The 22,255-nt window shown below is 71.5% G+C and carries 24 protein-coding genes; 14 read left to right on the top strand and 10 right to left on the bottom strand.

Annotated features, from left to right (window positions below; all coding sequences use genetic code 11):
• Positions 1–44: 44 nt before the first annotated feature.
• Both ACLF3M_RS07775 and ACLF3M_RS07770 read right to left on the bottom strand, forming a co-directional pair.
• Complete coding sequence (locus tag ACLF3M_RS07775) at positions 45–3,215, bottom strand: efflux RND transporter permease subunit (protein WP_430656321.1); 3,171 nt, start codon at positions 3,213–3,215, stop codon at positions 45–47.
• A 25-nt stretch (positions 3,216–3,240) separates the two neighbouring features.
• The gene (locus ACLF3M_RS07770) at positions 3,241–4,362 is read right to left on the bottom strand and encodes an efflux RND transporter periplasmic adaptor subunit (protein WP_430656320.1); all 1,122 of its coding nucleotides are present in this window, start codon (positions 4,360–4,362) and stop codon (positions 3,241–3,243) included.
• Between the two features lie 274 nt (positions 4,363–4,636).
• Here ACLF3M_RS07770 and ACLF3M_RS07765 point away from each other — a divergent pair, with 274 nt between their 5' ends.
• Together ACLF3M_RS07765 and ACLF3M_RS07760 are read left to right on the top strand one after the other, a co-directional pair.
• Entirely contained in the window at positions 4,637–4,891 is a 255-nt protein-coding gene (locus ACLF3M_RS07765; RefSeq protein ID WP_430656319.1) for an Lrp/AsnC ligand binding domain-containing protein, read from the top strand.
• A 105-nt stretch (positions 4,892–4,996) separates the two neighbouring features.
• Complete coding sequence (locus tag ACLF3M_RS07760; RefSeq protein WP_430656318.1) at positions 4,997–5,269, top strand: hypothetical protein; 273 nt, start codon at positions 4,997–4,999, stop codon at positions 5,267–5,269.
• 1 nt (position 5,270) lies between these two features.
• Here the strand turns inward: ACLF3M_RS07760 and ACLF3M_RS07755 are convergent, their stop codons facing one another.
• Positions 5,271–6,767, bottom strand: a complete 1,497-nt coding sequence (locus tag ACLF3M_RS07755) for an amidase (RefSeq protein WP_430656317.1) — start codon at positions 6,765–6,767, stop codon at positions 5,271–5,273.
• A 79-nt stretch (positions 6,768–6,846) separates the two neighbouring features.
• Here ACLF3M_RS07755 and ACLF3M_RS07750 point away from each other — a divergent pair, with 79 nt between their 5' ends.
• Entirely contained in the window at positions 6,847–7,788 is a 942-nt protein-coding gene (locus tag ACLF3M_RS07750) for a DUF6454 family protein (RefSeq protein ID WP_430656316.1), read from the top strand.
• 4 nt (positions 7,789–7,792) lie between these two features.
• On the opposite strand, the gene ggt is transcribed toward ACLF3M_RS07750, so the two are convergent.
• Together ggt and ACLF3M_RS07740 are read right to left on the bottom strand one after the other, a co-directional pair.
• Entirely contained in the window at positions 7,793–9,400 is a 1,608-nt protein-coding gene (gene ggt / locus ACLF3M_RS07745) for a gamma-glutamyltransferase (protein ID WP_430656315.1), read from the bottom strand.
• An 83-nt stretch (positions 9,401–9,483) separates the two neighbouring features.
• Positions 9,484–10,248: an SDR family NAD(P)-dependent oxidoreductase gene (locus tag ACLF3M_RS07740; RefSeq protein ID WP_430656314.1), complete on the bottom strand. Its 765-nt coding sequence runs from the start codon at positions 10,246–10,248 to the stop codon at positions 9,484–9,486.
• 119 nt (positions 10,249–10,367) lie between these two features.
• Here ACLF3M_RS07740 and ACLF3M_RS07735 point away from each other — a divergent pair, with 119 nt between their 5' ends.
• Complete coding sequence (locus ACLF3M_RS07735; protein WP_430656313.1) at positions 10,368–10,706, top strand: tRNA-binding protein; 339 nt, start codon at positions 10,368–10,370, stop codon at positions 10,704–10,706.
• Positions 10,707–10,721: 15 nt separating this feature from the next.
• A complete protein-coding gene (gpt, locus tag ACLF3M_RS07730) occupies positions 10,722–11,210 on the top strand; it encodes a xanthine phosphoribosyltransferase (protein ID WP_430656312.1) in 489 nt (162 codons plus the stop codon).
• 256 nt (positions 11,211–11,466) lie between these two features.
• Here the strand turns inward: gpt and ACLF3M_RS07725 are convergent, their stop codons facing one another.
• Together ACLF3M_RS07725 and ACLF3M_RS07720 are read right to left on the bottom strand one after the other, a co-directional pair.
• The gene (locus ACLF3M_RS07725) at positions 11,467–12,018 is read right to left on the bottom strand and encodes a glutathione peroxidase (RefSeq protein WP_430656311.1); all 552 of its coding nucleotides are present in this window, start codon (positions 12,016–12,018) and stop codon (positions 11,467–11,469) included.
• Positions 12,011–12,679 carry a sulfite oxidase-like oxidoreductase gene (locus ACLF3M_RS07720; RefSeq protein WP_430656310.1) on the bottom strand — a complete coding sequence of 223 codons (669 nt, stop codon included), beginning with the start codon at positions 12,677–12,679 and terminating at the stop codon, positions 12,011–12,013. The genes ACLF3M_RS07725 and ACLF3M_RS07720 overlap by 8 nt, the downstream gene beginning before the upstream one ends.
• A gap of 186 nt (positions 12,680–12,865) precedes the next feature.
• Here ACLF3M_RS07720 and ACLF3M_RS07715 point away from each other — a divergent pair, with 186 nt between their 5' ends.
• The 3 genes from ACLF3M_RS07715 (at position 12,866) to ACLF3M_RS07705 (ending at position 13,778) form a co-directional block, all read left to right on the top strand.
• Positions 12,866–13,087, top strand: coding sequence for a hypothetical protein (locus ACLF3M_RS07715; protein WP_430656309.1), 222 nt, complete (start codon positions 12,866–12,868; stop codon positions 13,085–13,087).
• Positions 13,084–13,503 (top strand): hypothetical protein, encoded by a 420-nt coding sequence (locus ACLF3M_RS07710; RefSeq protein WP_430656308.1) that lies wholly within the window; start codon positions 13,084–13,086, stop codon positions 13,501–13,503. Before ACLF3M_RS07715 ends, ACLF3M_RS07710 begins: the two co-directional genes overlap by 4 nt.
• A gap of 116 nt (positions 13,504–13,619) precedes the next feature.
• A complete protein-coding gene (locus ACLF3M_RS07705; protein ID WP_430656307.1) occupies positions 13,620–13,778 on the top strand; it encodes a hypothetical protein in 159 nt (52 codons plus the stop codon).
• A 5-nt stretch (positions 13,779–13,783) separates the two neighbouring features.
• Here ACLF3M_RS07705 and smpB read toward each other — a convergent pair whose 3' ends face one another.
• The 3 genes from smpB to ACLF3M_RS07690 form a co-directional block, all read right to left on the bottom strand.
• Complete coding sequence (gene smpB, locus ACLF3M_RS07700) at positions 13,784–14,269, bottom strand: SsrA-binding protein SmpB (RefSeq protein ID WP_430656306.1); 486 nt, start codon at positions 14,267–14,269, stop codon at positions 13,784–13,786.
• A 13-nt stretch (positions 14,270–14,282) separates the two neighbouring features.
• Positions 14,283–15,164, bottom strand: a complete 882-nt coding sequence (dapA, locus tag ACLF3M_RS07695; RefSeq protein ID WP_430656305.1) for a 4-hydroxy-tetrahydrodipicolinate synthase — start codon at positions 15,162–15,164, stop codon at positions 14,283–14,285.
• A 62-nt stretch (positions 15,165–15,226) separates the two neighbouring features.
• Positions 15,227–15,820, bottom strand: coding sequence for a sulfotransferase (locus ACLF3M_RS07690; protein ID WP_430656304.1), 594 nt, complete (start codon positions 15,818–15,820; stop codon positions 15,227–15,229).
• A gap of 100 nt (positions 15,821–15,920) precedes the next feature.
• Here ACLF3M_RS07690 and ACLF3M_RS07685 point away from each other — a divergent pair, with 100 nt between their 5' ends.
• From ACLF3M_RS07685 to ACLF3M_RS07660, 6 genes are all read left to right on the top strand, one after another.
• Complete coding sequence (locus ACLF3M_RS07685) at positions 15,921–17,894, top strand: transglycosylase SLT domain-containing protein (RefSeq protein WP_430656303.1); 1,974 nt, start codon at positions 15,921–15,923, stop codon at positions 17,892–17,894.
• Positions 17,891–18,730, top strand: a complete 840-nt coding sequence (locus ACLF3M_RS07680; RefSeq protein ID WP_430656302.1) for an alpha/beta fold hydrolase — start codon at positions 17,891–17,893, stop codon at positions 18,728–18,730. The genes ACLF3M_RS07685 and ACLF3M_RS07680 overlap by 4 nt, the downstream gene beginning before the upstream one ends.
• Positions 18,727–19,170, top strand: a complete 444-nt coding sequence (locus tag ACLF3M_RS07675; RefSeq protein WP_430656301.1) for a phosphatidylglycerophosphatase A family protein — start codon at positions 18,727–18,729, stop codon at positions 19,168–19,170. The genes ACLF3M_RS07680 and ACLF3M_RS07675 overlap by 4 nt, the downstream gene beginning before the upstream one ends.
• The gene (locus ACLF3M_RS07670; protein ID WP_430656300.1) at positions 19,170–19,664 is read left to right on the top strand and encodes a CinA family protein; all 495 of its coding nucleotides are present in this window, start codon (positions 19,170–19,172) and stop codon (positions 19,662–19,664) included. The genes ACLF3M_RS07675 and ACLF3M_RS07670 overlap by 1 nt, the downstream gene beginning before the upstream one ends.
• 28 nt (positions 19,665–19,692) lie before the next feature.
• On the top strand, positions 19,693–21,075 hold the full coding sequence (locus tag ACLF3M_RS07665) for a M20/M25/M40 family metallo-hydrolase (protein ID WP_430656298.1): 1,383 nt from the start codon (positions 19,693–19,695) through the stop codon (positions 21,073–21,075).
• A 98-nt stretch (positions 21,076–21,173) separates the two neighbouring features.
• Positions 21,174–22,223 carry a peptidoglycan-binding protein gene (locus tag ACLF3M_RS07660; protein WP_430656297.1) on the top strand — a complete coding sequence of 350 codons (1,050 nt, stop codon included), beginning with the start codon at positions 21,174–21,176 and terminating at the stop codon, positions 22,221–22,223.
• Positions 22,224–22,255 lie beyond the last annotated feature (32 nt).

Genomic DNA, 22,255 nt, shown 5'->3' with positions numbered 1-22,255 from the left:
CGCAACCCTGCGGAGGCCGGTTTACCCCCGCTCGGAGGCGTCGGCTACTCGGCCGGCGCGTGACCGTGGCCGTGCCCGGCGGGCTGGGTGGTCTCGAGCTCGGTCAGCTTCGCCGCGATGGCGCCGATCGGCCTGGTGTAGACCGCCAGCAGCAGATAGAGCGCGGGCACGGCATAGAGCGTGAGGAAGGTGGACAGCGTCACGCCGCCCACGATCACCACGCCGATCGCCTCCCGGCTCTCGGCGCCGGCGCCATGCGCCATGGCCAGCGGCACCGCGCCGAGCACGGTCGCGATGGAGGTCATGAGGATCGGCCGCAGCCGCACCACGGACGCCTCCAGCACGGCGTCGTGCACGGACAGGCCGCGGTCGCGCAGCTGGTTCGCGAATTCCACGACCAGGATGCCGTTCTTCGCCATCAGGCCGATCAGCAGGATCATGCCGATCTGGCTGAAGACGTTGAGCGTGTTGCCCGTGAGGTGCAGCGCGAGCAGGCCGCCGGTCACCGCCAGCGGCGTCGAGAGCAGGATGATGAAGGGGTGGATGAAGCTCTCGAACTGCGCGGCGAGCACCAGGAACACGACCAGCAGCGCCAGCGCGAAGGTCACGTAGAGCGCGCCGGAGGCTTCCTTGAACTCCAGCGACTGGCCGCGGTAGCTGATGCGCGCATCCGGCGGGAGCACCTCGCGCGCGACGCCTTCCAGGTAGGACAGCGCCTCGCCCAGCGTGTAGCCCGGCGCGAGCGAGGCCGTGATGGTGATGGCGCGCACGCGGTCCTCGCGCGCGAGGCTCTGGGCGCGGGCCCGTTCGGACAGGGTGACGACGTTGGACAGCGGCACCAGCGCGCCCTGCAGCGCGCCACCGGTGCCGATCAGGCCGAGCGCACCGCCATTCGTCGTGCGCACGAAGATGTTCTGCAGGTCGTAGGGCGTCGCGCGGTCCTGCTCGCGCGCCTGCAGCATGATCTTGTATTCCTCGCCGCCCTGGACATAGGTGCCGACCTCCCGCGCGCCCAGCATGGTCTCGATCGTGCGGCCGAGCGCCTGGATCGAAACGCCGAGCTCGGCGGCCTTACGGCGGTCGATCTCCACCCGGATCTCGGGCTTGGTCTCGCGGTAGTTGTTGTCGAGGTTCTGCAGGCGCGTGTTCTGCCGCGCGCGCTCCATGAACCGGTCGCGCCACTGCACCAGCGTGTTGTAGTCCGCGCCGCCGATCACGAACTGCACCGGCGGCTGGAAGCCGCGCTGGCCGAGCGAGGGCGGATTCAGCACGAAGGCGCGCGTGCCGGGGATGGCCAGCAGCTGCGGCATCAGCTCGGCCGCGATGGTCTGCTGCTTGCGCTCCCGCTCGCTCCAGGGGGCGAGGCGCATGAACATGTTTGCCTGGTTGGACTGCGCCGGGCGCTGGAAGCCGCCGATCGTCGCGAATGACGCCGCGATCTCCCCGCTGTCGATGTAGGGCTGCAGGATCCGCTCGATCCGCTGGGTCTGCTCGCGCGTGTAGGCGAAGCTCGCGCCTTCCGGCCCGGTGGTCGGGATGATCAGCGTGCCGCGGTCCTCGATCGGCGCGAATTCCTTGGGGATCACGTTGAACAGCGCGACCGCGAGGCCGCAGATCGCGCCCATGATGCCGAGCGTGATGATCGGCGCCGCCAGCGCGCGCTTCAGCGTGACGCGGAGGCACCAGTTCATCGCGAGGAAGAAGGGCTCCGTGACGCGCACCAGCCAGGTGTCGCCCTCATGCGCCTTCAGCAGCTTCGAGCACATCATCGGGGTCAGCGTGAGCGCGATGAGGCCCGAGAACGCGACCGAGGCCGCCAGCGCGAAGCCGAATTCCGTGAAGAGCCGGCCCGTGTTGCCGCCCATGAAGGACAGCGGCAGGAAGACCGAGATCAGCACCAGCGTCGTCGCGATCACCGCGAAGGCGATCTCCCGCGATCCGCGCAGCGAGGCCAGCAGCGGGTGCTCGCCTTCCTCGATCCGGCGGTGGACGTTCTCCAGCACCACGATCGCGTCGTCCACGACGAGCCCGATGGCGAGCACCAGGCCGAGCAGCGTCAGGACGTTGATGGAGAAGCCGAGCGCGGCCAGCGCGATGAAGGAGGCCAGGATCGAGACCGGGATCGCGACGGAGGGGATCAGCGTCGCGCGGAAGCTGCGCAGGAAGAAGAAGATGACGATGACGACGAGGACCAGCGCGGTGATCAGCGCGTGCTCCACTTCATAGATGGATTGCGCGATGAAGAGGCTCTCGTCGTAGCCGATCACGACCTCGACGCCCTCGGGGATGCCGGCACGGATCTTCTCGACCTCGGCCTTCACGCCGTCGGCGACGGACAGAGTGTTGGCGGTGGATTGGCGCAGGATGCCCAGGCCCACCGCGGGCTTCCCGTTGATGCGGTACTCGCCGCGCGTGTCCTCCGGCGCGACCTCCACCGTCGCGACGTCGCCTAGCAGCACCTGGCCGCCGCCGCTGCGGCTGATCACGACCTGGCGGAACTGCTCGGGCCGGCTCATGCGGGTGTCGGTGCGGACAGTCAGCTCGCGCTGCGTGCTCTCGAGCCGGCCGCCGGGCAGCTCCACGTTCTCGCGCCGGATCGCGTCCTCGATGTCCTGGACGGTCAGGCCGCGCGCGGCCAGGCCCTGGCGGTCCAGCCAGATGCGCATGGCCGGCTTGCGCTCGCCCAGGATCAGCACCTGCGCCACGCCGTCCACGACCGCAAGGCGGTCGCCGAAGCGCCGGCGGGCCAGCTCCGTCAGGTCCATCGCCGGCATCGTCTCCGACACCAGTGCGATCCAGAGGATTGGGCGCGAATCCCCGTCCACCTTTTGAACCACCGGCGTGTCGGCGGCTTCCGGCAGGCGGGCGAGGGTCCGCGCCACGCGGTCGCGCACGTCATTCGCCGCGGCATCCACGTCGCGCGTCAGGCGGAACTCGATCGTGACCTGGCTGCGCTCGTCGCGCGACTGGGACGTGATGAACTTGATGCCCTCGATGCCGGCGACCGCGGCCTCGATCAGCTCGGTGATCTGGGTGTCCACCACCGCGGCCGAGGCGCCGCGATAGGTCGTGGTAACGGAGACCACCGGCGGGTCGATCGCGGGGTATTCCCGGATCGGCAGCTTCATCAGCGAGGCGATGCCGAGCACCACCAGCATCAGGCTCACGACGGTCGCGAAGACCGGCCGCTTGATCGAAACGTCGGAGAGCACCATGGCCGCGGTCCTTTCGGGCGGGCGGTCAGGAAGTGGGGCGGGTCAGCGTTTCGGTGACGCGCACCGGCGCGTCGTTGCGCAGCCGCTGGATGCCGCGCACCACGACGGGCTCGCCGGCCTGCACGCCCGATGTGACCTCGACCTCGCCGGGCAGACGCTGGCCGAGACGGACCTCGACGCGCCGGGCGCGGTTGTCGCGGATGACGTAGACGTAGTTGCGGTCGCCGATGGGGTCGAGCGCCTCCTCGGCCACCACCAGCGCGTCGTTGCGGCGCTCCATCTCGACCTCGACGGTCATGAAGAGGCCGGGCTTCAGCGCCTCATCCGCGTTGTCGAACTCGCTGATCACTCGGACGGTGCGGGTGGTGGTGTCGATCCGCGTGTCCACCACGGCGACCCGGCCAAGAAACCGCCGTTCCCCGAAGGCGGAGGCCCGCGCGATCACGGGCGTGCCGACACGGATGCGGGCGACGTAGATCTCGGGCACCGCGAACTCCACGCGCACGCGGGAGATGTCGTCGAGCGTGGTGACCAGCGTCCCGGGCTGGACCAGCGCGCCGACGCTAACGGCGCGCAGCCCGACGCGGCCGGCGAAGGGGGCGGCGACGCGCAGTTCCTGCAGGCGAGCCTCGGCCTGGCGGACGCGGCCCTCGGCCTGGCGCGCCAGCGCCTCCAGCGTGTCGAGGCGCTGCGCGGCAATGGACTGGCCGGGCTGCAGGCTGCGGCCGCGCACGACCTGGCTCCGGGCATCGTCATAGAAGGCGCGGGCCTGATCGAGCTCGGCGCGCAGCGCGGCGGCATCCAGGACGACGAGTTCCTCGCCTTCCCGCACGGTCTGCCCTTCCTGGAAGCGGATCTGCTCGACGATGCCGGTCACCTTGGCGGTGATGGAGACCGCGTCGCGGGCGCGCACCGTGCCCACGCTTTCGGCGCGCTCGATGACGGTTGCGGTGCGAACGGGCGAGACGACGACGCCCACCGGCCCGCCACCACCACCCTGCCCGCGCTGCTGCGCGTTGGGGGCGGCTGCCTCGAGCCCCACGAGCGCGAGCGGGCGGGGCAGGCCGAACTGCTCGCCATAGACATGCCAGGCGACGCCGCCCCCGACGAGAAGGGCCAGGACACCAAGCTGGGGAAGCGTTCGCATGCGAGCCCGATCCTGATCCGCGCTGTTCTGGCCCTTCAACGAAGGCCCGGCAAGCACTCTCTTCGTCTAAACGCGCCTCACGCCGTGAGAAAAGCTTACGCCATCCGCGACACGTGGGACGCGTCCCGGCGCTGCAGCCTACCCCTGAGGCAAGGTTTCTGTAACCTATTGTGGTAAGCAAATGGCATGCCGACAAGGGGAAGCCTTGCGGGGCTGGCCGGCGGGTTGCCGGCGGCGGCATGATGGGCGCCCTTGCTGGCGGGAACAGGATGCGATGCGTGCGATCTTCGTCATGATCAAGTGCGAGATGGGCCAGGCCTACCGCGTCGCGCGCGAGATGGCCGACACCATCCCCGAATTGTCGGAGATGCATTCGATCAGCGGGCAGTACGACCTGCTCGGCAAGTACTACCTCGAGCCCGACCAGGACATCGGCCTCTTCGTGGTGGAGCGCGTGCAGTCCGTGCCGGGCGTGAAGGACACCTACACCCTGCAGACTTTCAACGCCTTCTCGGGCGCGCGGGGGTAGAGCGCGCCGCCACCCTTTCCGGCGCAGGCGCCCCGGCGGCGCCATGATGCCGCCCGAGCAAAGCCTTGCAGCCGGGCCATGTTGCGCATCGAGGAGGACTCTCCCATGCGCTTGCTACCCGCCCTGGCGCTTTCCGCCGCGCTCGCCACCGGTGCCTGCACCAACCCCGACGGCACGATGAATGTGCCGGGGACGCTGGCGATCGGTGCCGGCGCGGTGCTGGCGACGGCCGCCATCGCGTCCGCCAGCCAGCCCCGCCGCACCAACAACTACTATTACAGCGAGCCGCGGCGGAGCTACGGCTACCGGCAGCCCTACTACGGGCGGCCCTATGCCAGCGGCTATGGCTACGGCTACCCCCAGCGCCGCACCTGGTAGCTCAGCCCCAGGTCCGGAACTCCGGCATCCCCGAGATCGGCGGCGCCTTCTTCAGCGCCGCGATGTCGGGCACCGGGCGGGCGAGCTCGGCGTCGCCCGCCACCGCCGCCTCGATCGCCGCGGCGACGGCCATGACCAGCGCGTCGCCGCCGCGCGGCCCGACGATCTGCAGGCCGAAGGGCATGCCCGCGCGGTCCTTCCCGAGCGGGATGCTGATCGCGGGATGGCCGACCAGCGTCACGGCGTAGGCCAGGGCGAGCCAGTGGTAGTAGGTGCGCGTGGCTTGGCCGTCGATCTCGGCGGGATAGAGCTCCCGCCAGCTGCGCGGGCTGATCGTGATGGCGGGGGTGACGATCACGTCGTGGTCGGCGAAGAAGCGCTGCCAGCCGCGGTAGAGGCGGGTCTGCTCGGTGGCCGCGCGGCTGTAGTCCTCCAGCGTGTAGCGCAGGCCTTCCTCGACATTGGCGCGGACGTTCGGGCCGACGAGGTCAGGGGTCTTGCGGCACTTCTCGAGATGGGAGGACAGAAAGCTGGCGGCGCGGAGGACCTCGAAGGCCTCGTCGGTGCCGCGGCAATCCGGGGTCGCCTGGGCGACCCGGCCGAAGAGCGGTTCCAGTTTTGCGACGCGATCTGCAAAAACCTCGCGAATATGCGTCTCGGTCGGCGTGAAGCCGAAATCCGGCGTCGCCGCGACCCGCAGCGAGGCCAGGTCCACGCGCATCGGCGGGAACAGGTCCCGGTCACCCTTCCGCACCGCCCGCCCATGCAGCGTGTAGGCCAGCGGGTCCAATCCGTCGTCATCCGCCATGGCCGAGAGCAGCAGCGCCGCGTCCTCCGCCGTCCGCGCCATCGGCCCCAGCACCGGCAGGTTCGACCAGCCGAGCCCGCGCCGCTCCGCCGGCACCAGGCCGGGCGAGGGCCGGTAGCCCACGATCCCGTTGAAGGCCGCGGGGTTGCGCAGACTGCCGCCGGTGTCGCTGCCCGAGCAGATCGGCGCCATCCCGCAGGCCAACGCCACCGCCGACCCGCCTGAGGAGCCGGCCGCCGACTTCGTGGGGTCGAAGGGGTTGCCCGTCGCGCCGTAGACGGTGTTGCGGGTGTTGGCGCCGGCGCCGAATTCCGGCGTGTTGGTCTTGCCGATGACGATGGCGCCGGCGGCGCGGAGATTCGCCACCATCGCCTCGTCGCGCGTGGGCACGTGGTCGGCAAACAGCGGGCTGCCCCAGGTCGTGCGCAGGCCCTTCGTCTCCTCGAGGTCCTTGATGCCGATGGGCAGGCCGTGCAGGGCGGGCAGCGCCTCGGCTCGCGTCACGGCGGCCTCGGCCTGCTTCGCGGCTGTACGGGCACGGTCGGTGTCCATCGCGACCATGGCGTTGACCGCGGGGTTCACGGCCTCGATGCGGGCCAGGCAGCTTTCCAGCAACTCGACGGGGCTGAGCTTCTTCGCGCCGATCAGGCGGCGCGCCTCGACGGCGGTGAGGTCGCAGGGTTCGGTCATGCGCTTGGGCTCCTCGATTTCATGAGGCGCATAGAAGCTTGTTTTGACCCCCGCGTGCACCCCGGGGCAGGCTCGCGCCATGAAGAGACACGTCCTGGCGGCCGCCTGCGCAGCCGCGTTCTCCGCCGCCATGCCCGCCGCCGCGCAGGACGGCATCGCCGAGCGGCTCCGCCAGCTCGACCGCGGCGCGCGATGGACGCAGGCCGGTGTCGTCACCCTGCAATTCCCGACCCATCACCCGCAGGGAATGGTGCGGCACGACGGGCGCTTCTTCCTCTCCTCCGTCGAGATCAATGAGGCGACGCAGCGCTACCCCGAGCTTCGCGACGGCATGGACCGCTCGCCCGGAAGCGGGCGCGGGCACCTCTTCGAGGTCGCCGGGGATGGCCGGCTGCTGCGCGGGATCACCATCGGCGACGGCGACATCTACCACCCCGGCGGGCTCGACTTCGACGGCACCCATATCTGGATGCCGGTCGCGGAATACCGCCCGAACAGCCGCAGCATCATCTACCGCGTGGACCCCGCGACGCTGCGCGCGGAGGAGGTGTTCCGCTTCCCCGACCACATCGGCGGCCTGGTGATGGATCGTGCGAGCCGCACGCTCTACGGCGTGTCCTGGGGATCGCGGCGGCTCTATGCCTGGCCGATCGGCGCCGATGGCCGGCCGACCAACCGTGACGAGCGGCCGGAGGCGCTGCGCCGGCCCAATGTCTCGCACTACATCGACTACCAGGACTGCCACTCCGTCGGCGAAGGGCTGGCGCTGTGCTCGGGGCTGAACACCTACCGTCCGCAGGGTCCGCAGGGGCCGGTCTTCTCGCTCGGCGGGGTCGAACTCGTGGACCTCCGCCGCGGCCAGCCCGTGTTCCAGCTGCCCATCGAGCTCTGGACCGAGCAGGGCAAGCCCATGACCCAGAACCCCTTCGCCGTCGCGGCGGAAGGACCGGGCCTTCGCTTCTGGTTCGCGCCGGAGGACGACACGACGAGGCTCTTCACCTACGACGTGCGGCCGCGCTGAGCCCTCAGTAGCCCAGCGCGCAGCCGTCCTTCCGTGGATCGCTGCCGCCGACCAGGCAGCCGCGCTCGCGGTCGATCAGGATGGCCTGGCCGCCGCCATGCGGCTTGTCCACCAGCTCGCACTGATGACCGAGGCGGTTGAGGCGATCCACGACCGAAAGCGGAATGCCCGTCTCCACCTGCACCTTGCCCTGGAAGGGGAAGAGGCGCGGCGCGTCCAGCGCCTCCTGCACGTCGAGGCCGTATTCGAAGTGGTTGGCCAGGAACCAGCTCTGCCCCATCGGCTGGTAGTGCCCGCCCATCACGCCGTAGGGCATGACCGCTTGTCCGTCCTTCATCACCATGCCGGGGATGATGGTGTGCAGCGGCCGCTTGTCCGGCGCGATGCAGTTGGGATGGCCCTCTTCCAGCCGGAAGCCGAAGCCGCGGTTGTGCAGCATCACGCCGGACCGCTCCGCGAGGATCCCCGTGCCGAAGCCCGCGAAGAGCGAGTTGATGAACGAACACGCATTGCCGTCGCGGTCGACGACCGAGAGATAGACCGTGTCCTTGTGCTTCATCCAATCGGCCTCGCCGGCCGGCGGCATCTCGGGCATCGCGCGCTCGTCGGAGATCAGCTTCGCGAGCTTCTCGAGGTAGCCGTCGGAGATCAGCTTCGCGACCGGCACCTCGACCTGGGACGGGTCCGCCAGGAAGGCGTCGCGGTCGCGATAGGCGAGCCGCGCAGCCTCGACATGGCGGTGCATGCGCTCGACCGAGAGGAACCCGCCTTCCGCCGTGCCGAGCCGCTCGATCATGCCGAGGATCATCAGCACCAGCAGGCCCGAGCCGTTGGGCGGGCACTGGTAGACCTCCATACCGCGCCAGGTGCGGCTGATCGGCGTGACGAATTCCGCGACCGAGGCGCCACGCGCGAAATCCTCGGCGGTATGCGTGCCGCCGGCCTCGCGCAGGGTCGCGACCATGTCGGCCGCGATCGGGCCCTCGTAGAAGGCCTTCGCGCCGTGCCGGCCGATCGCCCGCAGCGTGGCGCCGAGCTCGGGCTGGACGAACTTGTCGCCCAGCGCATAGGCCTCGCCGTTCCTGAGGAAGCGGCGCGCGGCAGCCGGGTGATTGGCGAGCTTGCCGACCGACGCTTCCCAGTCCCAGGCGACGCGCGGCGAGATATGGAATCCGCCCTCGGCGAAGCGGATCGCGGGCTGCAGGAGCTCCTCGAGGCTCTTGCGGCCATGCGCGGCGTTCAGTGTCTCCCACGCGCTGACCGCGCCGGGCACGGTGACGGAATGGGCCGATGTCGGCTCCATCCTCGTCAGCCCCGCGGCGCGGAGCGCTTCGGGCGTCGCGCCGCGCGGCGCGCGGCCCGACCCGTTGATCGCGATCACCTGGCCCGTGCCGGCCGGCGCGTAGAGGCAGAAGCAGTCGCCGCCGATGCCCGTGCTCGCGGGCTCCACCACGCCGAGCACCGCCGCCGCGGCGATAGCGGCGTCGAGCGCATTGCCGCCGGCGCGCAGGATGTCGAGCGCGGCGAGCGTCGCCTGCGGCATGGAGGTCGCCGCCATCCCGTTCTCGGCATAGACGGCGCTGCGGCCGGGGGCGTGGAAATCGCGCTTCATTCTCTAGACCTGCGTTGTTTGCGCTGGCGGCTGGCGAAGCCAGCCAAGGCCGCGGATGCGGCCGCCCGGCGTCTGAGGGCACATCAATGCGTCAACGCGCCGCCGTCGATCAGCAGGCTCGCACCTGTGACCATGCGGCTCGCGTCCGAAGCGAGGAAGACGATCGCGCCGATGATGTCCTCGACCTGCATGACGCGGCCGAGCGGCATCTGGCGCACGATGCGGTCTCGGAACTTCGCGTCCGACAGCACGCCCGCGGTCAGCGGCGTCTCCACGAAGCCCGGCGCGACAGCGTTCACGCGGATACCCTTCGGGCCGAGCTCGAAGGCCATCGCCTTGGTCATCCCTTCCACCGCATGCTTGGTCGCGGTGTAGACCGAGCGGTTGGCGCCGGCGACGTGGCCGTTGACCGAGGAGAGATTGACGATCGCACCCCCCTTCCCCGCCGCGACCATCCCCGCCGCCACGGCCTGCGCCACGGCGAACATCGCGGCGACGTTCAGCTCCAGCAGCGTGTCGAGCGAGGCGTCGGAGACCTCGAGGAAAGGCTCGCGGATATTCGTGCCGGCGTTGTTCAGCAGCACGTCGAAGGGCCCGTGATCCGCGACGACGGCGCGCACGGCCGCCCGGTCCGTCACGTCCAGCCGCACGGCCGTCGCGCGCAGCCCGGCGGCCGCGAGCTCGGCGACGGTCTCCTCCATCCCGGGCAGGGTGCGGGCGGCGAGCACGACCTCGGCGCCGGCCGCGGCCAGCGCCACGGCGCCGGCGCGGCCGATTCCCTTGCTCGCGCCCGTCACCAGCGCGCGCTTCCCGTCCAGTCGGAAGCTCGGCGTGACGGGAAGGGTCATGGCATGCGGTCCTGGGGCGTCTCCTGCGGGGGTGAATGAACCCCCGCCCGGCCCCGCGCAAGCCACCCACTTTCTGCCCCGGGCCTTCCCGCCGACCCGTCGCCGGAGTAGGACGCGACATGGACCAGATCGCCTATGCCGACTTCGAGCAGGTCGACATCCGCGCCGGCACCGTCGTGGACGCTCAGCCTTTCCCCGAGGCGCGCAAGCCCGCCATCAAGCTCTGGGTGGATTTCGGCGGCGAGATCGGCACCCGCCAGTCCTCGGCCCAGCTCACCATCCACTACACGCCGGACCGGCTCATCGGCCGCCAGGTGCTCGCCGTCGTCAATTTCCCGCCCCGCCGCATCGCCGGCTTCGAGAGCCAGATCCTGGTGCTCGGCGTCCCGGACGAGAACGGGGCGGTGGTGCTGATCCGCCCGGACCTCAAGGTCCCCGATGGCGGGAAGATGTTCTGAGGGGGAAGCGCGGGGATGGCCATCCGCTACTACACCGTGACCTGGGACCAGCTGCACCGCGACGCCAAGGCGCTGGCCTGGCGGCTGGTGGAGAAGGGCCCGTGGAAGGGCATGGTCGCGATTACCCGCGGTGGGCTGATCCCCTGCGCCATCATCTCGCGCGAGCTGGAATGCCGCCTGATCGAGACGGTCTCCATCGTCACCTACGACGAGGAAAAGCGGGGCCAGCCCCAGGTCGTGAAGCCGCCGGGCGCCGCGCTCGAAAGCCAGGGCGAGGGTTGGCTGATCGTGGACGATCTCGTGGACACCGGCACCACCGCGAAGGTGGTGCGCGCGCTGCTGCCGAGGGCGCATTTCGCGACCGTCTATGCGAAGCCCGCGGGCAAGCCGACGGTGGACACCTTCATCACCGAGGTGAGCCAGGACACCTGGATCCTGTTCCCCTGGGACACCGAGCCGCAGTTCATCGCCCCGATCGCGAAGAGCCACGCCGCCCAGGCTTGAGCCGATTTTAGGGTTTTGGGATTTTAGTCTTTTAGCCCTCAACGGGCCCTCGCGTCGGACAAATTCCAATGGACCCGCAACCCCGCCGCAATCCGACCCGGAATGCCGTGTCGGTCGGGTCGGGTCGGGGGCGGATCGGTCGTCGTCGGTCATATAGGATAATATGCCGGTCCCGTGGCCGGCAGCAAGCGGCAACTCAGGCGGCAAATTTGAGGGCCGCCGCCATGATGGTGCCCGTCACCCCGCCTTGCAGCCGTCAGGCCATGGGCCGTCCGGCCAGCGCGGCCTCGATGGCACGGGTCAGGACCGGGGCGTCGGGCTCGGTCTGGGTAGGAAAGGCGCGGACAGAACGCCCGTCGCGGCCGATGAGGTATTTGTGGAAGTTCCAGCGCGGCGGGCCGCCGGCGCGCGCGGCGAGGAAGGCGTGCAGCGGGTTCGCGTTCGGCCCGCGCACCGCGGAGACCGCGGAAAGCGGGAAGGTGATCCCGTACATCGCGTCGCAGAACTGCCGCACGGCGCGGCTGTCGGTGCTTTCCTGGTTGAAGTCGTTGGAGGGCACGCCGATCACCGCGAAGCCGCGCGCCTCGAAGCGGTCGTGCAGCTTCTGCAGCCCGGCATATTGGGGCGTGTAGCCGCAGAAGCTGGCTGTGTTCACCACCAGCAGCACGCGGTCGCGGAACTCGGCGAGCGCGAGCGTCCCGCCCTCCAGCGCGGGCAGGCTGAGGTCGAAGACGGTCTGGGCCGGCGTGGGCGCAGCAGCCATCATCAGCGGCGCACCGAGCAGCGCACGCCGCGACAGGTCAACCATAGCGCTCCTCCATCCAGGGGTCGCCGCGATTGTGGTAGCCGCGGACCTCCCAGAAGCCCGGCCGGTCCTCCCGCAGCAATTCGATCCGCGTCACCCATTTCGGCGACTTCCAGAAATAGAGATGCGGCACGACCAGCCGCACCGGGCCGCCATGCTGGCGCTCCAGCGGCGCGCCCGCCCAGGCATGGGCAAACAGGTTCTCGTCGCGGGCGAAGTCGTCCAGCGCCAGGTTGGTGGTGTAGCCGTCGTAGCTGCTCAGCGCGACGAAGCGCGCCTCGTCCTTCGGGCGCGCCATCGCCAGCAGCGCCGCCACCGGGACGCCCCGCCAGGTGTTGTCGTAGCGCGACCACTGGGTGACGCAGTGGATGTCGTTCACCCGCTCCTCCTGGGGGAGGGCCATGAACTCCTCCAGCGTGAGGCGGACCGGCGCGGCGACCAGGCCCTCGATCCGCAGGCGCCAGTTCCCGGGGTTCACGTCGGGCTGGACCCCGAGGTCGAGGACGGGAAAGTCGCGCACCAGGCGCTGGCCCGGCGGCAGCCGGTCGGCCAGCGGGTCGCCATGCGTGCCGGTCAGCAGCCGGCCCTCGCGCGCCCAGCCTTCCTTCGCCTCGATCAGCTTGTCCTTGACCTTGCCGGTCAGCGGGACCTCGTCCTCGGCCATGGGGCCTCCTCTTCCGGGCATACGTGCAGGCGAGGCGGGCGGATGCAAGGGGAACGCGGCTCGGCGCCGCAAGCCCGGCCGTTCCGCCTTCACGCGGAGTTCACCTCACCGAGGGTTGTGCCGTGCCTAGGCTGCACACGCCGTGCGGACCTGCCGGACCGACGCGGCAACCCGGAGGGTCGGAGCATGGCACAGGAAGGGATGAAGATCGGGATCGACGACATCGTCGAGCAGGCGACGCATGGCGTGCTGCGCGCCATGGACGCCCGCAAGGTCTCCGCCGGCGGCATCAACTTCCGCGACCTGGTGGCCGCGGGCTACACCGTGGACTTCAATATACGCGTCGGCGGCCGGGTCGGGCCGATTGATATCCAGCAGCTCGGCGGGCTCCGGGAACGCGCGGGGTGAGGGCGCCTGGCCCGCTCTGCCCGAGCGCGCCGCCCGACTGGCCGGACGCCAGGCTGATCGGCGTGGCGGCGGGCACGGCGGAAGCGCCGGCGATCGGCTACACCGGGCCGATGCCTGTGACGCCGGATCTCCTCGCGCTGGCCGCTCCCGTCGAGCCGACCGAGGTGTTCCGCTTCGCCGCCACCTGCCAGGAGCGCGCCTGCCACCACTTCGACGGTCGGCGCTGCGGTCTGGTGCGCAAGGTCGTCGCGCTGCTGCCCGAGGCGGCCTCGGACCTGCCGCGCTGCGGCATCAGGCGGGATTGCCGCTGGTGGCAGGAGGAAGGGGCCGCGGCCTGCCGCCGCTGCCCGCAGGTCGTCACCGACAACCCCGCGGTGGATGCCGGGCTGGCGGCGGCGTTGCGGGCCGACGCTTAGCCTGACGACGCGCCGCGCGCCGCATCCCGGCGTTCGGCTCTGCACATCGGCGCGAGGGGCGCGCAGTTGGCGCCCCTCCGTGGCAGGATCGGTGTCGCAACGGTGGGAGGCGGCGCATGCGCCAGCGCGACCTGCTCTTCGCGGCGGTGGGCGTCGCGGTGATCCTGCTAGCCTGGCCGCTGGTGACGGGCCTGCCGGGCCTGTCATCCGTGTTCGGCGACGGCGCACGGACGATCTCGATCGACCCGGTGCTCCAGCGCGCGGTGCCGCGGTAGGGGTCCTACCCCTTGTCCCGCATCAGCCGGGCCTTGTCGCGCTGCCAGTCGCGGGCGGCGATGGCGGCGCGCTTGTCGTGCTTCTTCTTGCCCTCGGCCACGCCCAGCGTGACCTTGGCGACGCCGCGGTCGTTGAAGTGGATGTCCATCGGCACGACGGTGACGCCTTCGCGCGTGATGGCGCCGATCAACTCCGTCACCTGCTTCTTGTGCAGCAGCAGCTTGCGCGGGCGCCGCGGCTCGAAGCGGGCCATGAAGCTGCCGGCCTGCCACTCCGGGATGTAGCAGTTGAACAGCCACATCTCGCCGTCGCGCTCGCCGGCCCAGGCCTCGGACAGCGTGGCGCGGCCCGCGCGCAGCGACTTCACCTCCGGTCCAACGAGCATCAGCCCGGCCTCGATCGTGTCGCCGATCTTGTAGTCGAAGCGCGCCTTGCGGTTCTGCGAGGCGATGCCGTGGCTGATCAGGCCCTTCTTGCGGGGTTCCGCCATCCCGTTCCGCCGCTCAGTTCAGCAGCCCGGCGCCCGTCATCGCTTCGCGGACGCGGGCCCTGGTGGACTCCGCGACGGGCGCCATGGGCAGGCGGCAGAAATCCGTCGGGACCTTCCCGAGCAGGTTGGCGCCGAACTTCACCGGGCCGGGCGAGGTCTCGCAGAACATGGCGTCGTGCACCGGCACCAGGCGGTCCTGGATGGCGATCGCCTCCTGCGGGTTGCCGCCTGCCCAGGCGTCGTGCATCTGCCGGCAGAGCCGCGGGGCGATGTTGGCGGTGACGCTGATGCAGCCATGCCCGCCGGCCGCGAGATACGCGACCGCGGTGTGATCCTCGCCCGAGAGCTGGCAGAAATCGGGACCGCAGGCGAGGCGCGTGTGGATCGGGCGCGCCAGGTTCGCCGTCGCGTCCTTCACGCCGACGATGTTCGGGTGCTTCGCGAGCCGCGCCATCGTCTCGACCGTCATATCAATGACGCTGCGGGGCGGGATGTTGTAGATGATGATCGGCAAGTCGGCGGCATCCGCGATCGCCATGAAGTGGCGATAGAGGCCCTCCTGCGTCGGCTTGTTATAGTAGGGTGTTACGACCAGCGCGGCATCGGCGCCGGCGCGCTTTGCGTGCTTCGTCAGCGCGATCGCCTCGGACGTGGAGTTGCTGCCGGTGCCGGCGATGACGGGCACGCGGCCCTTCGCAGCGGCGACGCAGTGCTCGACCACCTCGTGGTGTTCCTCGTGGCTCAGCGTCGGGCTTTCGCCCGTGGTGCCGACGGGGATCAGGCCCTGCGTGCCCTCGGCGATCTGCCAGTCCACGAAGTCGACGAAGGCCTTGAGGTCCAGGTCGCCATTGGCCTGCATGGGCGTGACGAGCGCCACCAGCGATCCCCGGAACATGTTCTAACCCCTGGCCGTGTAGGACCGCGATACCTAGGCCCGGCGGCGCGGCGGGGCAACCTTCAGGCCGCCTCGGGCGGCGGATTGGCGTTGGCGCGGCCCCACCAGGCGATCTCGATGCCGAGCGCGGCGCCGAGTCGCGCCGGCGCCTCGGGGCTGGCGATATCGAGGTCGAGGAAGCGCGGATCGCCGGCGAAGACCTGGCGCATCGCCGCGTAGTGGGCGGCGACCCAGCGGCGCAGGTCCCGGGGCCGCGCCCCGCGGCCCCGCGGCAGGCCGGTGATGGCGACGCCGGCCAGGCGCTGCGGCAGGCCGGGCCAGCGCATGATGCTGTCCGCGATCTGCTGCGGCGGGCGGGCGTTCAGGATGAAGAGGCAGTCCGGGTGTTTGCGGCGGATCGCCAGCAGCAGCGCGATGTCGAGATTGGGCCAGTAGTTCGCCCCCCAGGCCGGCACGCAGATATCCATCTGCGTCAGCACGTCGAGGTCCCGGAGGTAGGCGAAGGGGTCGTCGCGCTCGAACCAGCCGTCATAGACGAGCTGCCCGACCGGCTTGTCCCCATGGACCCAATGCGCGCAGCGCAGGCCGGAGCGGGTCAGTGCTTCCTGCAGGGTGGTCGTGCCCGCTTTCGGAAAGCCCACAACTATGGCACGCACCGCCCTGCTCCAGCTTCCTACCGGCGGGGGATCGGCCGGCCCTGGTTCATGAACCCCTGGGCCGCGATCCTGCTGCGCCAAGCAACAACGGATCGTGTGGATGAGCAAGCTGCGTCTGGTCGCCCTGCTCCTGCTGAGCCTCGCGACACCCGCCGCCGCGCAGCCCTGGGCCAGCCGGGCGGAGCGCGAGGCCGGGCGCCAGGCGCTCGCGGCCGCCCAGGCCAACCGCTTCGCCGATGCCGAGGCGCTCGCCGCCGGCGCCGACCCGATGGCGCGCAAGCTCGTCACCTGGATCCGGGTGCAGAGCCGCGGCTCGCCGGCAACCGGCGCCGAGATCGCGGCCTGGCTGGAGGCGAACCCGGACTGGCCGCTGCCCGAGACCGTCGCCCGCCGCGCCGAGGAAGCGCTGGCCGGCGAGCCCGACGACGCGCTGGTGCTGCGCCATTTCGGCCGGATCGCGCCGCGCGGCCTGGACGCCGCCCAGCGCTACGCCGATGCGCTGAACCGCGCCGGGCGCGGTCGCGACGCCACGCCGGTGCTGCGGGAAGCCTGGCGCGGCGGCGCGACGTCCGACCCGGCCGCCGAGGCCGCCTTCGCCGACCGCAACGCGCCGGTGCTGGCCGCCGACGACCATTTCCGACGCTTCGATCGGCTGATGTGGGACGGCCAGGTCGCCGCCGCCGCCCGCGTCTCGCCGCGGCTCGATGCGCGGCGGCAGAACGCGGCCAATGCGCGGCTCAACCTGCGCGGGGAGCGCGACATCGAGGGCGTCGCCGCCTATCGGGACATCGGCGTCTGGTACGAGCAGGCCCGCCTGCTGCGCCGGCGCGACCGCGACGCCGAGGCTGCCGCCGCCTGGGCGCAGGCCGAGCCGCTGCAGCGCGACCTCTCGCCCGAGGCGCAGCGCGCGATCTGGGCGGAGCGGCAGATCCTCGCGCGCAAGCTGCTGCGCCAGCTGGATGCCCGCACGGCCTATCGCGTGGCGGCCAATCACGGCGTGACCGAAGCGGGCGAGGCGCGGCAGGAGGCGGAGTTCCTCGCAGGGCTGATCGCGCTGCGGCGGCTGGACGATGCCGCCGGCGCGCAGCGGCACTTCGCCCGCGTCGCGGAGGGCAGCACCTCCGTCATCACCCGCGCGCGCAGCGCCTATTGGGACGGCGTCGCGCTGTATGTTCTGGGGCGGGAGAACGAGGCCCGCGCGAAATGGAACGAGGCCGCGGCCTTGCCCGTCGCCTATTACGGCCAGCTCGCCAGCCGCGCGCTCGGCGAGAGCCCGGCGCAGCTCGCCGCGCGGATCAACGCCACCGCGCTGCCGACCCCGCCCGAGGATCGCGCGCGCGCCTTCGGCGGGCGGGAGCTGGCGCGGGCGGTGGTGACGCTGGCGGATCTCGGCCAGTCCGACCGCGCGCGGCTGTTCCTGCTGCGGATGGAGGATGTCTCGCCCGACGCGGCCGATCGCTGGCTGATCGCACGGCTCGCGGTGCTGATCGGGCGGCCCGACCACGCCGTCTGGATCGCGCGCCGGTCGGGGGTGGACGGGATCATCCTGCTCGAGGACGGGTGGCCCACGCCCTATGCCACGCCGCCCGACGGGGCGGAGGCGGCGATCGTCAACGCGATCACGCGGCAGGAAAGCAATTTCGACCTCGGCGCGATCTCGTCGGCCAATGCGCGGGGCCCGATGCAGCTGCTGCCGACAACCGCGCAGGCCGTGGCGCGGCGGCTCAACGTCCCGCACAACACGGCGATGCTGACGACCGACGCCGCGCACAATATCCGGCTCGGCTCGGCCTATATCCAGGACCGGCTGGCCCGCTACGACGGCGCGCTGCCGCTGGCGGCCGCGGCCTACAACGCCGGCGCAGGGCGCGTGGACGAGTGGCTGGTGACCTATGGCGACCCGCGCGCGCCGAACGGGCCGGACATCCGCGAATGGATCGAGCTGATCCCCTTCGCCGAGACCCGCAACTACGTCCAGCGCGTGGTGGAGAACACCGTGGTCTATCGCGCCCGCAACCCCGCGACGGCGGACCAGCCCAATCCGCTCGATCGCTACCTGGAAGGGCGGAAGTGACGCCGCGGCGCCATCGCTTCCACGCGCGGGACGGGCTCGAACTCGCCGCGGTCGAGTATGACGGGCCGGAGCATCGCACGCCGATCCTGTGCCTCTCCGGGCTGACACGCGGCAGCGGCGATTTCGAGCGGCTCGCGGCCAGGCACGCCGGCAAGCGGCGGGTCATCGCGCTGGACCATGCAGGGCATGGCGACAGCGCGCGGCCCGACGGCATCGCGCGCTACGGCATCTTCCAGTCCGTGAACGACGTGCTGGACGCGATGGCCGCGCTCCACGCGCCGCGCGCGGTCTTCGTGGGCACGAGCTTCGGCGGCATCCTGACCATGGTCACGGCGGTGCTGCGCCCGTCCTGCATCGCCGGCGCGGTGCTGAACGACATCGGGCCGGCGCTGGAGCCGGCCGGGCTCGATCACGTGCAGAACTTCGTGGGTCGCGATCCCGCGCTGCCGGGCCTCGAGGCCTGCGTCGCGCATCTCAAGGCGACGTTGCCGCCGCTGAGCCATGACGAGGAAGGCTGGCGGCGCTTCGCCGCGGGCACCTATGCGCCGGACGACCACGGCACATGGCGGCCGCGCTGGGACATCCGCATCGCGGAGGCGCTGCGCGGCAATGCGGCGCCGGACCTCTGGGGGCCGTTCCGGGCGCTCGCCCATGCGCCGGTGATGCTGGTCCGCGGCGGGGTGTCGGAACTGCTCTCGGCGGAGACGGCGGCCGCGATGCGGCGGGCGCGGCCCGACATGGCCTTCGTGGAGGTGCCGGGCTGCGGGCATTGTCCCTCGCTGGAGGAGAGGGCCGTCGTGCCGCTGCTCGACCGCTTCCTCGACGCCGTCCCGTGACGCCGGCGAAGTGGGTCGCGACGCTGGGCGGGGCGGGGCTGATCCGGCCGGCGCCCGGCACCTGGGGATCGGCGGTGGTGCTGCCCCTGGCCCTGCTGGGCCCCCTGCCCTGCCTGGTGCTGGCGGGCGCCGTCACCGTCGCGGGCTTCTGGGCGGGGCCGCGCGTGCTGACGGCGGAGGAGGATCCCGGCTGGTTCGTGGCCGACGAGGGCGCGGGGATGCTGCTGGTGCTGGCCGCGCTGCCGCATCCGTCCTGGCTCGGCGTGATCCTCGGCTTCGTGATCTTCCGCGCGCTCGACATCGCCAAGCCCTGGCCGGTTTCCTGGGCGGATGCGCAGGCTGGCACGCTCGGCGTGATGCTGGACGACATCCTGGCCGGCGCGATCGGCGCCGCGCTGCTGCTGGCCATCGGCCGCTTCTTCCCGGGGATCCTCGCGTGATGCTGACGCAGAAGACGCTGGACGAGGCCGCCGCGCTGCTCGCCGCGCTGCAGGAACGAGGCCTGACGCTCGCGACCGCGGAGAGCTGCACCGGCGGGCTGATCAGCGCGGCGCTGACGGCGATCCCGGGATCCTCGGCGACGCTTCTCGCGGGCTACGTCACCTATTCCAACGCCGCCAAGACGCGGATGGTCGGCGTGCCCCCCGCACTGTTCGAGGCACGTGGCGCGGTCAGCGAGCCCGTGGCGCGGCAGATGGCACAGGGCGCGCTTGCCGACGCCGGCGCCGACATCGCGGTATCCTGCACTGGCATCGCGGGACCGGGCGGCGGCAGCGCGGCCAAGCCCGTCGGCCTCGTCTTCATCGGCTGCGCCCGGCGCGGCGCGGTCACCGAGGTCGAGCGCCACGTCTTCCCCGGCGACCGCACCGCCATCCGCGCCGCCACGGTGGACGCGGCCTTCGGGATGATCCGCCTCGCGCTTTCAGCGCGGTGATTCGCCAAGCGCTTTCGGAGTGAACGCCATGACCCTCGACACGCTGCTCGCCGCCATCGACGCCGACCACGACAAGGCCGTGGCGCGGCTGATGGAATGGCTGCGCATCCCCTCGATCTCCGCCCAGCCGCAGCACGCCGCGGATTGCGTCGCCGCGGCGGAATGGATCCGCGACGACCTGGCCTCGATGGGATTCACGGCCAGCCTGCGCCAGACGCCGCGGCATCCCGTCGTGGTCGCGACGCATCCCGGCACCAATGCGGACGCGCCGCGGCTGCTCTACTACGGCCATTACGACGTGCAGCCCGCCGACCCCTTCGAGCTCTGGGCCAGCCCGCCTTTCGAGCCCGTGCTGGTGGAGGGGCCGCATGGGAAGCGCGTGGTCGCGCGCGGCGCGGTGGACGACAAGGGCAACTCCATGACCTGGATCGAGGCGATGCGCGCCTGGTGCAAGGTCGCCGGCGGCCCGCCCTGCCCCGTCGTCGCGGTGATCGAGGGCGAGGAGGAAGTGGGCTCGCAATCCCTGCCGGCCTTCCTCAGGGCGCATCGCGAGGAGCTGAAGGCCGATGTCGCCGTGATCAGCGACACCGGCATGTGGAACATCGCGACCCCCGCGATCACCACGCAGCTCCGCGGCAACACCCACCTGCAGGTGGACATCAAGGCGTCCAGCCGCGACCTGCATTCCGGCATGTATGGCGGCAGCGCGCGGAACGCGGTGAACCTGCTGGCCTCCATCATGGGCGACCTGCACGACGCGAACGGACGCATCCGCCTGCCCGGCTTCTACGACGACGTGAAGGAAGCGACGCCGGCGCAGCGCGCGGCCTGGCAGGCGCTCGACTTCAGCGAGCACGACTACCTCCGCGACATCGGGCTTTCGATCCCGGTCGGCGAGAAGGATCGCGGCGCGCTGGAGAGGCTCTGGGCGCGGCCGACGGCCGACATCACGGGCATGTGGGGCGGCTATACCGGCGCGGGCAGCAAGACCGTCATCGCGTCGGAGGCCCATGCGAAGGTCTCCTTCCGCCTCGTCCCCGGCCAGGACCCGCAGCGCATCGTGGGCTGTTTCGAGGCCTTCGTGCGGGAGCGCCTGCCCGCGGATTGCCAGGCGTCCTTCACGGTCTTCGGCACCAGCGAGGGCATCGAGGTCCCGACGGACAGCCGCTTCATCCGGGCGGCGCAGGCCGCACTGGCCGACGAATACGGCGTGCCGCCCGCGATGATCGGCTGCGGCGGCTCGATCCCCGTGGTGTCGCAGCTCAAGGAGATCCTCGGCCTCGACACCGTGCTGATGGGCTTCGGCCTGGAGGACGACCAGGTGCACAGCCCGAACGAGAAGTTCGAGATGCGCTGCCTGCTCGGCGGCACGCGGAGCCATGCGAGGATGCTGGCAAGGCTCGGCGCATAGGGCGGCGCCGCGGCCGGGGCGATGAAACAGTGCCGAAGCGCACTGTGCCGCGACGTCCGGCGGCGCTAACCTGGGCCCGGTGACCGGGGACGGTGACGATGGGGCTGCGGCGCAAGGCGATCATGGGCGCGGCGGCGATGGCGCTGGCCTTGCCCGTCGCCGCGACCGCGCAGCCCGCCCGCGTCGCGCTCGTCATCGGCAACGCGACCTATGCCGAGGGCAGCCGCGTGGCCGCCGTGCCGGGCTGCGCACCGGCCGCGCGCCAGGTCTCCGCCGCGCTGCGCCGCGTGGGATTCAGGGTGACCGAGCGGCTGAACGTCGGACGCGGCGCGGCCGATGTCGCCATCGCCGGCTTCGCCCGAGAGCTGCGCGACTCGCCGGGTGCCGTCGGGGTCGCCTATGTCTGCGGGCAGATGGCGAGCCTCGGCGACCGCGCCTTCCTGCTGCCGGCCTCGGCGACGATGGAGCGGGAGGCCGATGCGGTCACGCAGGGAATCGTGGCCCGCGGCATTCCGGAGGCGATGATCCGCGCTCAAGCCGCGCTGGGGCTTGTCGTGCTGGATGGCTTCGTCCCCTCCCGGCCGGCCGCGGCACCGCTGGCGACCGCGCTGAGGCCGGTGGCGGAGGCGGCCGCCGCCGGCGGCATCGGCTTCGCCGCCGCGCTCGACGAACCCCGCAGCGACGGCACGCCGCTCGCCGCCGCGCTGGAAGCCGCGCTGTCGGGACCGCAGGTCAGGCTGGGCGAGGCCATGGCCTCGCTGCGCGGAACCTTGCCGCCGGGCACGCTGGTGAGCTTCGCCGTGCCGGCGAACCCGGGCTTCCTGGCCGGCGAACCACCGCCGCCGCCGGTCGTCGCAGCGCCAGCCCCGCCGCCCGCAGCGGCACCCCCGGTCGACGCCCCGGCGCCAGCACCTGCGCCCGTCCCCGCCGCGGTCGCGATCACCATGCCCGACGAGCCCGCCATGACCGAAGGCGACCGCCGCCGCGTGCAGCAGGCGCTCGCCCGGCTCGGCTACTACAGCGGGCAGGCCGATGGCGTCTTCGGGCCGAACACCCGCGCTGCCATCCGGCGCTACCAGTTCGAACTCGGGACGGAGATGACGGGCACGCTGACCGCTGCCCAGGCGAGCCGCCTGGTGCAGCCCTAGCCGCGTGCGGTGGCGGCGTGCGCCGCATGACG

This window comes from Falsiroseomonas sp. HW251, assembly GCF_050563545.1.
GTDB lineage: Bacteria > Pseudomonadota > Alphaproteobacteria > Acetobacterales > Acetobacteraceae > Falsiroseomonas.
The sequence above is the reverse complement of the archived record's forward strand: the minus strand, read 5'-3'. Positions and strand labels throughout refer to the sequence as shown.

Coding starts and splice junctions, on each gene's coding strand:
- ACLF3M_RS07765 (WP_430656319.1), top strand. CDS start 4,637: ATGCGTGCGATCTTCGTCATGATCAAGTGCGAGATGGGCCAGGCCTAC.
- ACLF3M_RS07685 (WP_430656303.1), top strand. CDS start 15,921: ATGAGCAAGCTGCGTCTGGTCGCCCTGCTCCTGCTGAGCCTCGCGACA.
- ACLF3M_RS07775 (WP_430656321.1), bottom strand. CDS start 3,215: ATGGTGCTCTCCGACGTTTCGATCAAGCGGCCGGTCTTCGCGACCGTC.
- ACLF3M_RS07740 (WP_430656314.1), bottom strand. CDS start 10,248: ATGACCCTTCCCGTCACGCCGAGCTTCCGACTGGACGGGAAGCGCGCG.
- ACLF3M_RS07670 (WP_430656300.1), top strand. CDS start 19,170: ATGCTGACGCAGAAGACGCTGGACGAGGCCGCCGCGCTGCTCGCCGCG.
- smpB (WP_430656306.1), bottom strand. CDS start 14,269: ATGGCGGAACCCCGCAAGAAGGGCCTGATCAGCCACGGCATCGCCTCG.
- ACLF3M_RS07705 (WP_430656307.1), top strand. CDS start 13,620: ATGCGCCAGCGCGACCTGCTCTTCGCGGCGGTGGGCGTCGCGGTGATC.
- dapA (WP_430656305.1), bottom strand. CDS start 15,164: ATGTTCCGGGGATCGCTGGTGGCGCTCGTCACGCCCATGCAGGCCAAT.
- ACLF3M_RS07715 (WP_430656309.1), top strand. CDS start 12,866: ATGGCACAGGAAGGGATGAAGATCGGGATCGACGACATCGTCGAGCAG.
- ACLF3M_RS07755 (WP_430656317.1), bottom strand. CDS start 6,767: ATGACCGAACCCTGCGACCTCACCGCCGTCGAGGCGCGCCGCCTGATC.
- gpt (WP_430656312.1), top strand. CDS start 10,722: ATGGCCATCCGCTACTACACCGTGACCTGGGACCAGCTGCACCGCGAC.
- ggt (WP_430656315.1), bottom strand. CDS start 9,400: ATGAAGCGCGATTTCCACGCCCCCGGCCGCAGCGCCGTCTATGCCGAG.
- ACLF3M_RS07665 (WP_430656298.1), top strand. CDS start 19,693: ATGACCCTCGACACGCTGCTCGCCGCCATCGACGCCGACCACGACAAG.
- ACLF3M_RS07660 (WP_430656297.1), top strand. CDS start 21,174: ATGGGGCTGCGGCGCAAGGCGATCATGGGCGCGGCGGCGATGGCGCTG.
- ACLF3M_RS07770 (WP_430656320.1), bottom strand. CDS start 4,362: ATGCGAACGCTTCCCCAGCTTGGTGTCCTGGCCCTTCTCGTCGGGGGC.
- ACLF3M_RS07750 (WP_430656316.1), top strand. CDS start 6,847: ATGAAGAGACACGTCCTGGCGGCCGCCTGCGCAGCCGCGTTCTCCGCC.
- ACLF3M_RS07720 (WP_430656310.1), bottom strand. CDS start 12,679: ATGGCCGAGGACGAGGTCCCGCTGACCGGCAAGGTCAAGGACAAGCTG.
- ACLF3M_RS07760 (WP_430656318.1), top strand. CDS start 4,997: ATGCGCTTGCTACCCGCCCTGGCGCTTTCCGCCGCGCTCGCCACCGGT.
- ACLF3M_RS07725 (WP_430656311.1), bottom strand. CDS start 12,018: ATGGTTGACCTGTCGCGGCGTGCGCTGCTCGGTGCGCCGCTGATGATG.
- ACLF3M_RS07735 (WP_430656313.1), top strand. CDS start 10,368: ATGGACCAGATCGCCTATGCCGACTTCGAGCAGGTCGACATCCGCGCC.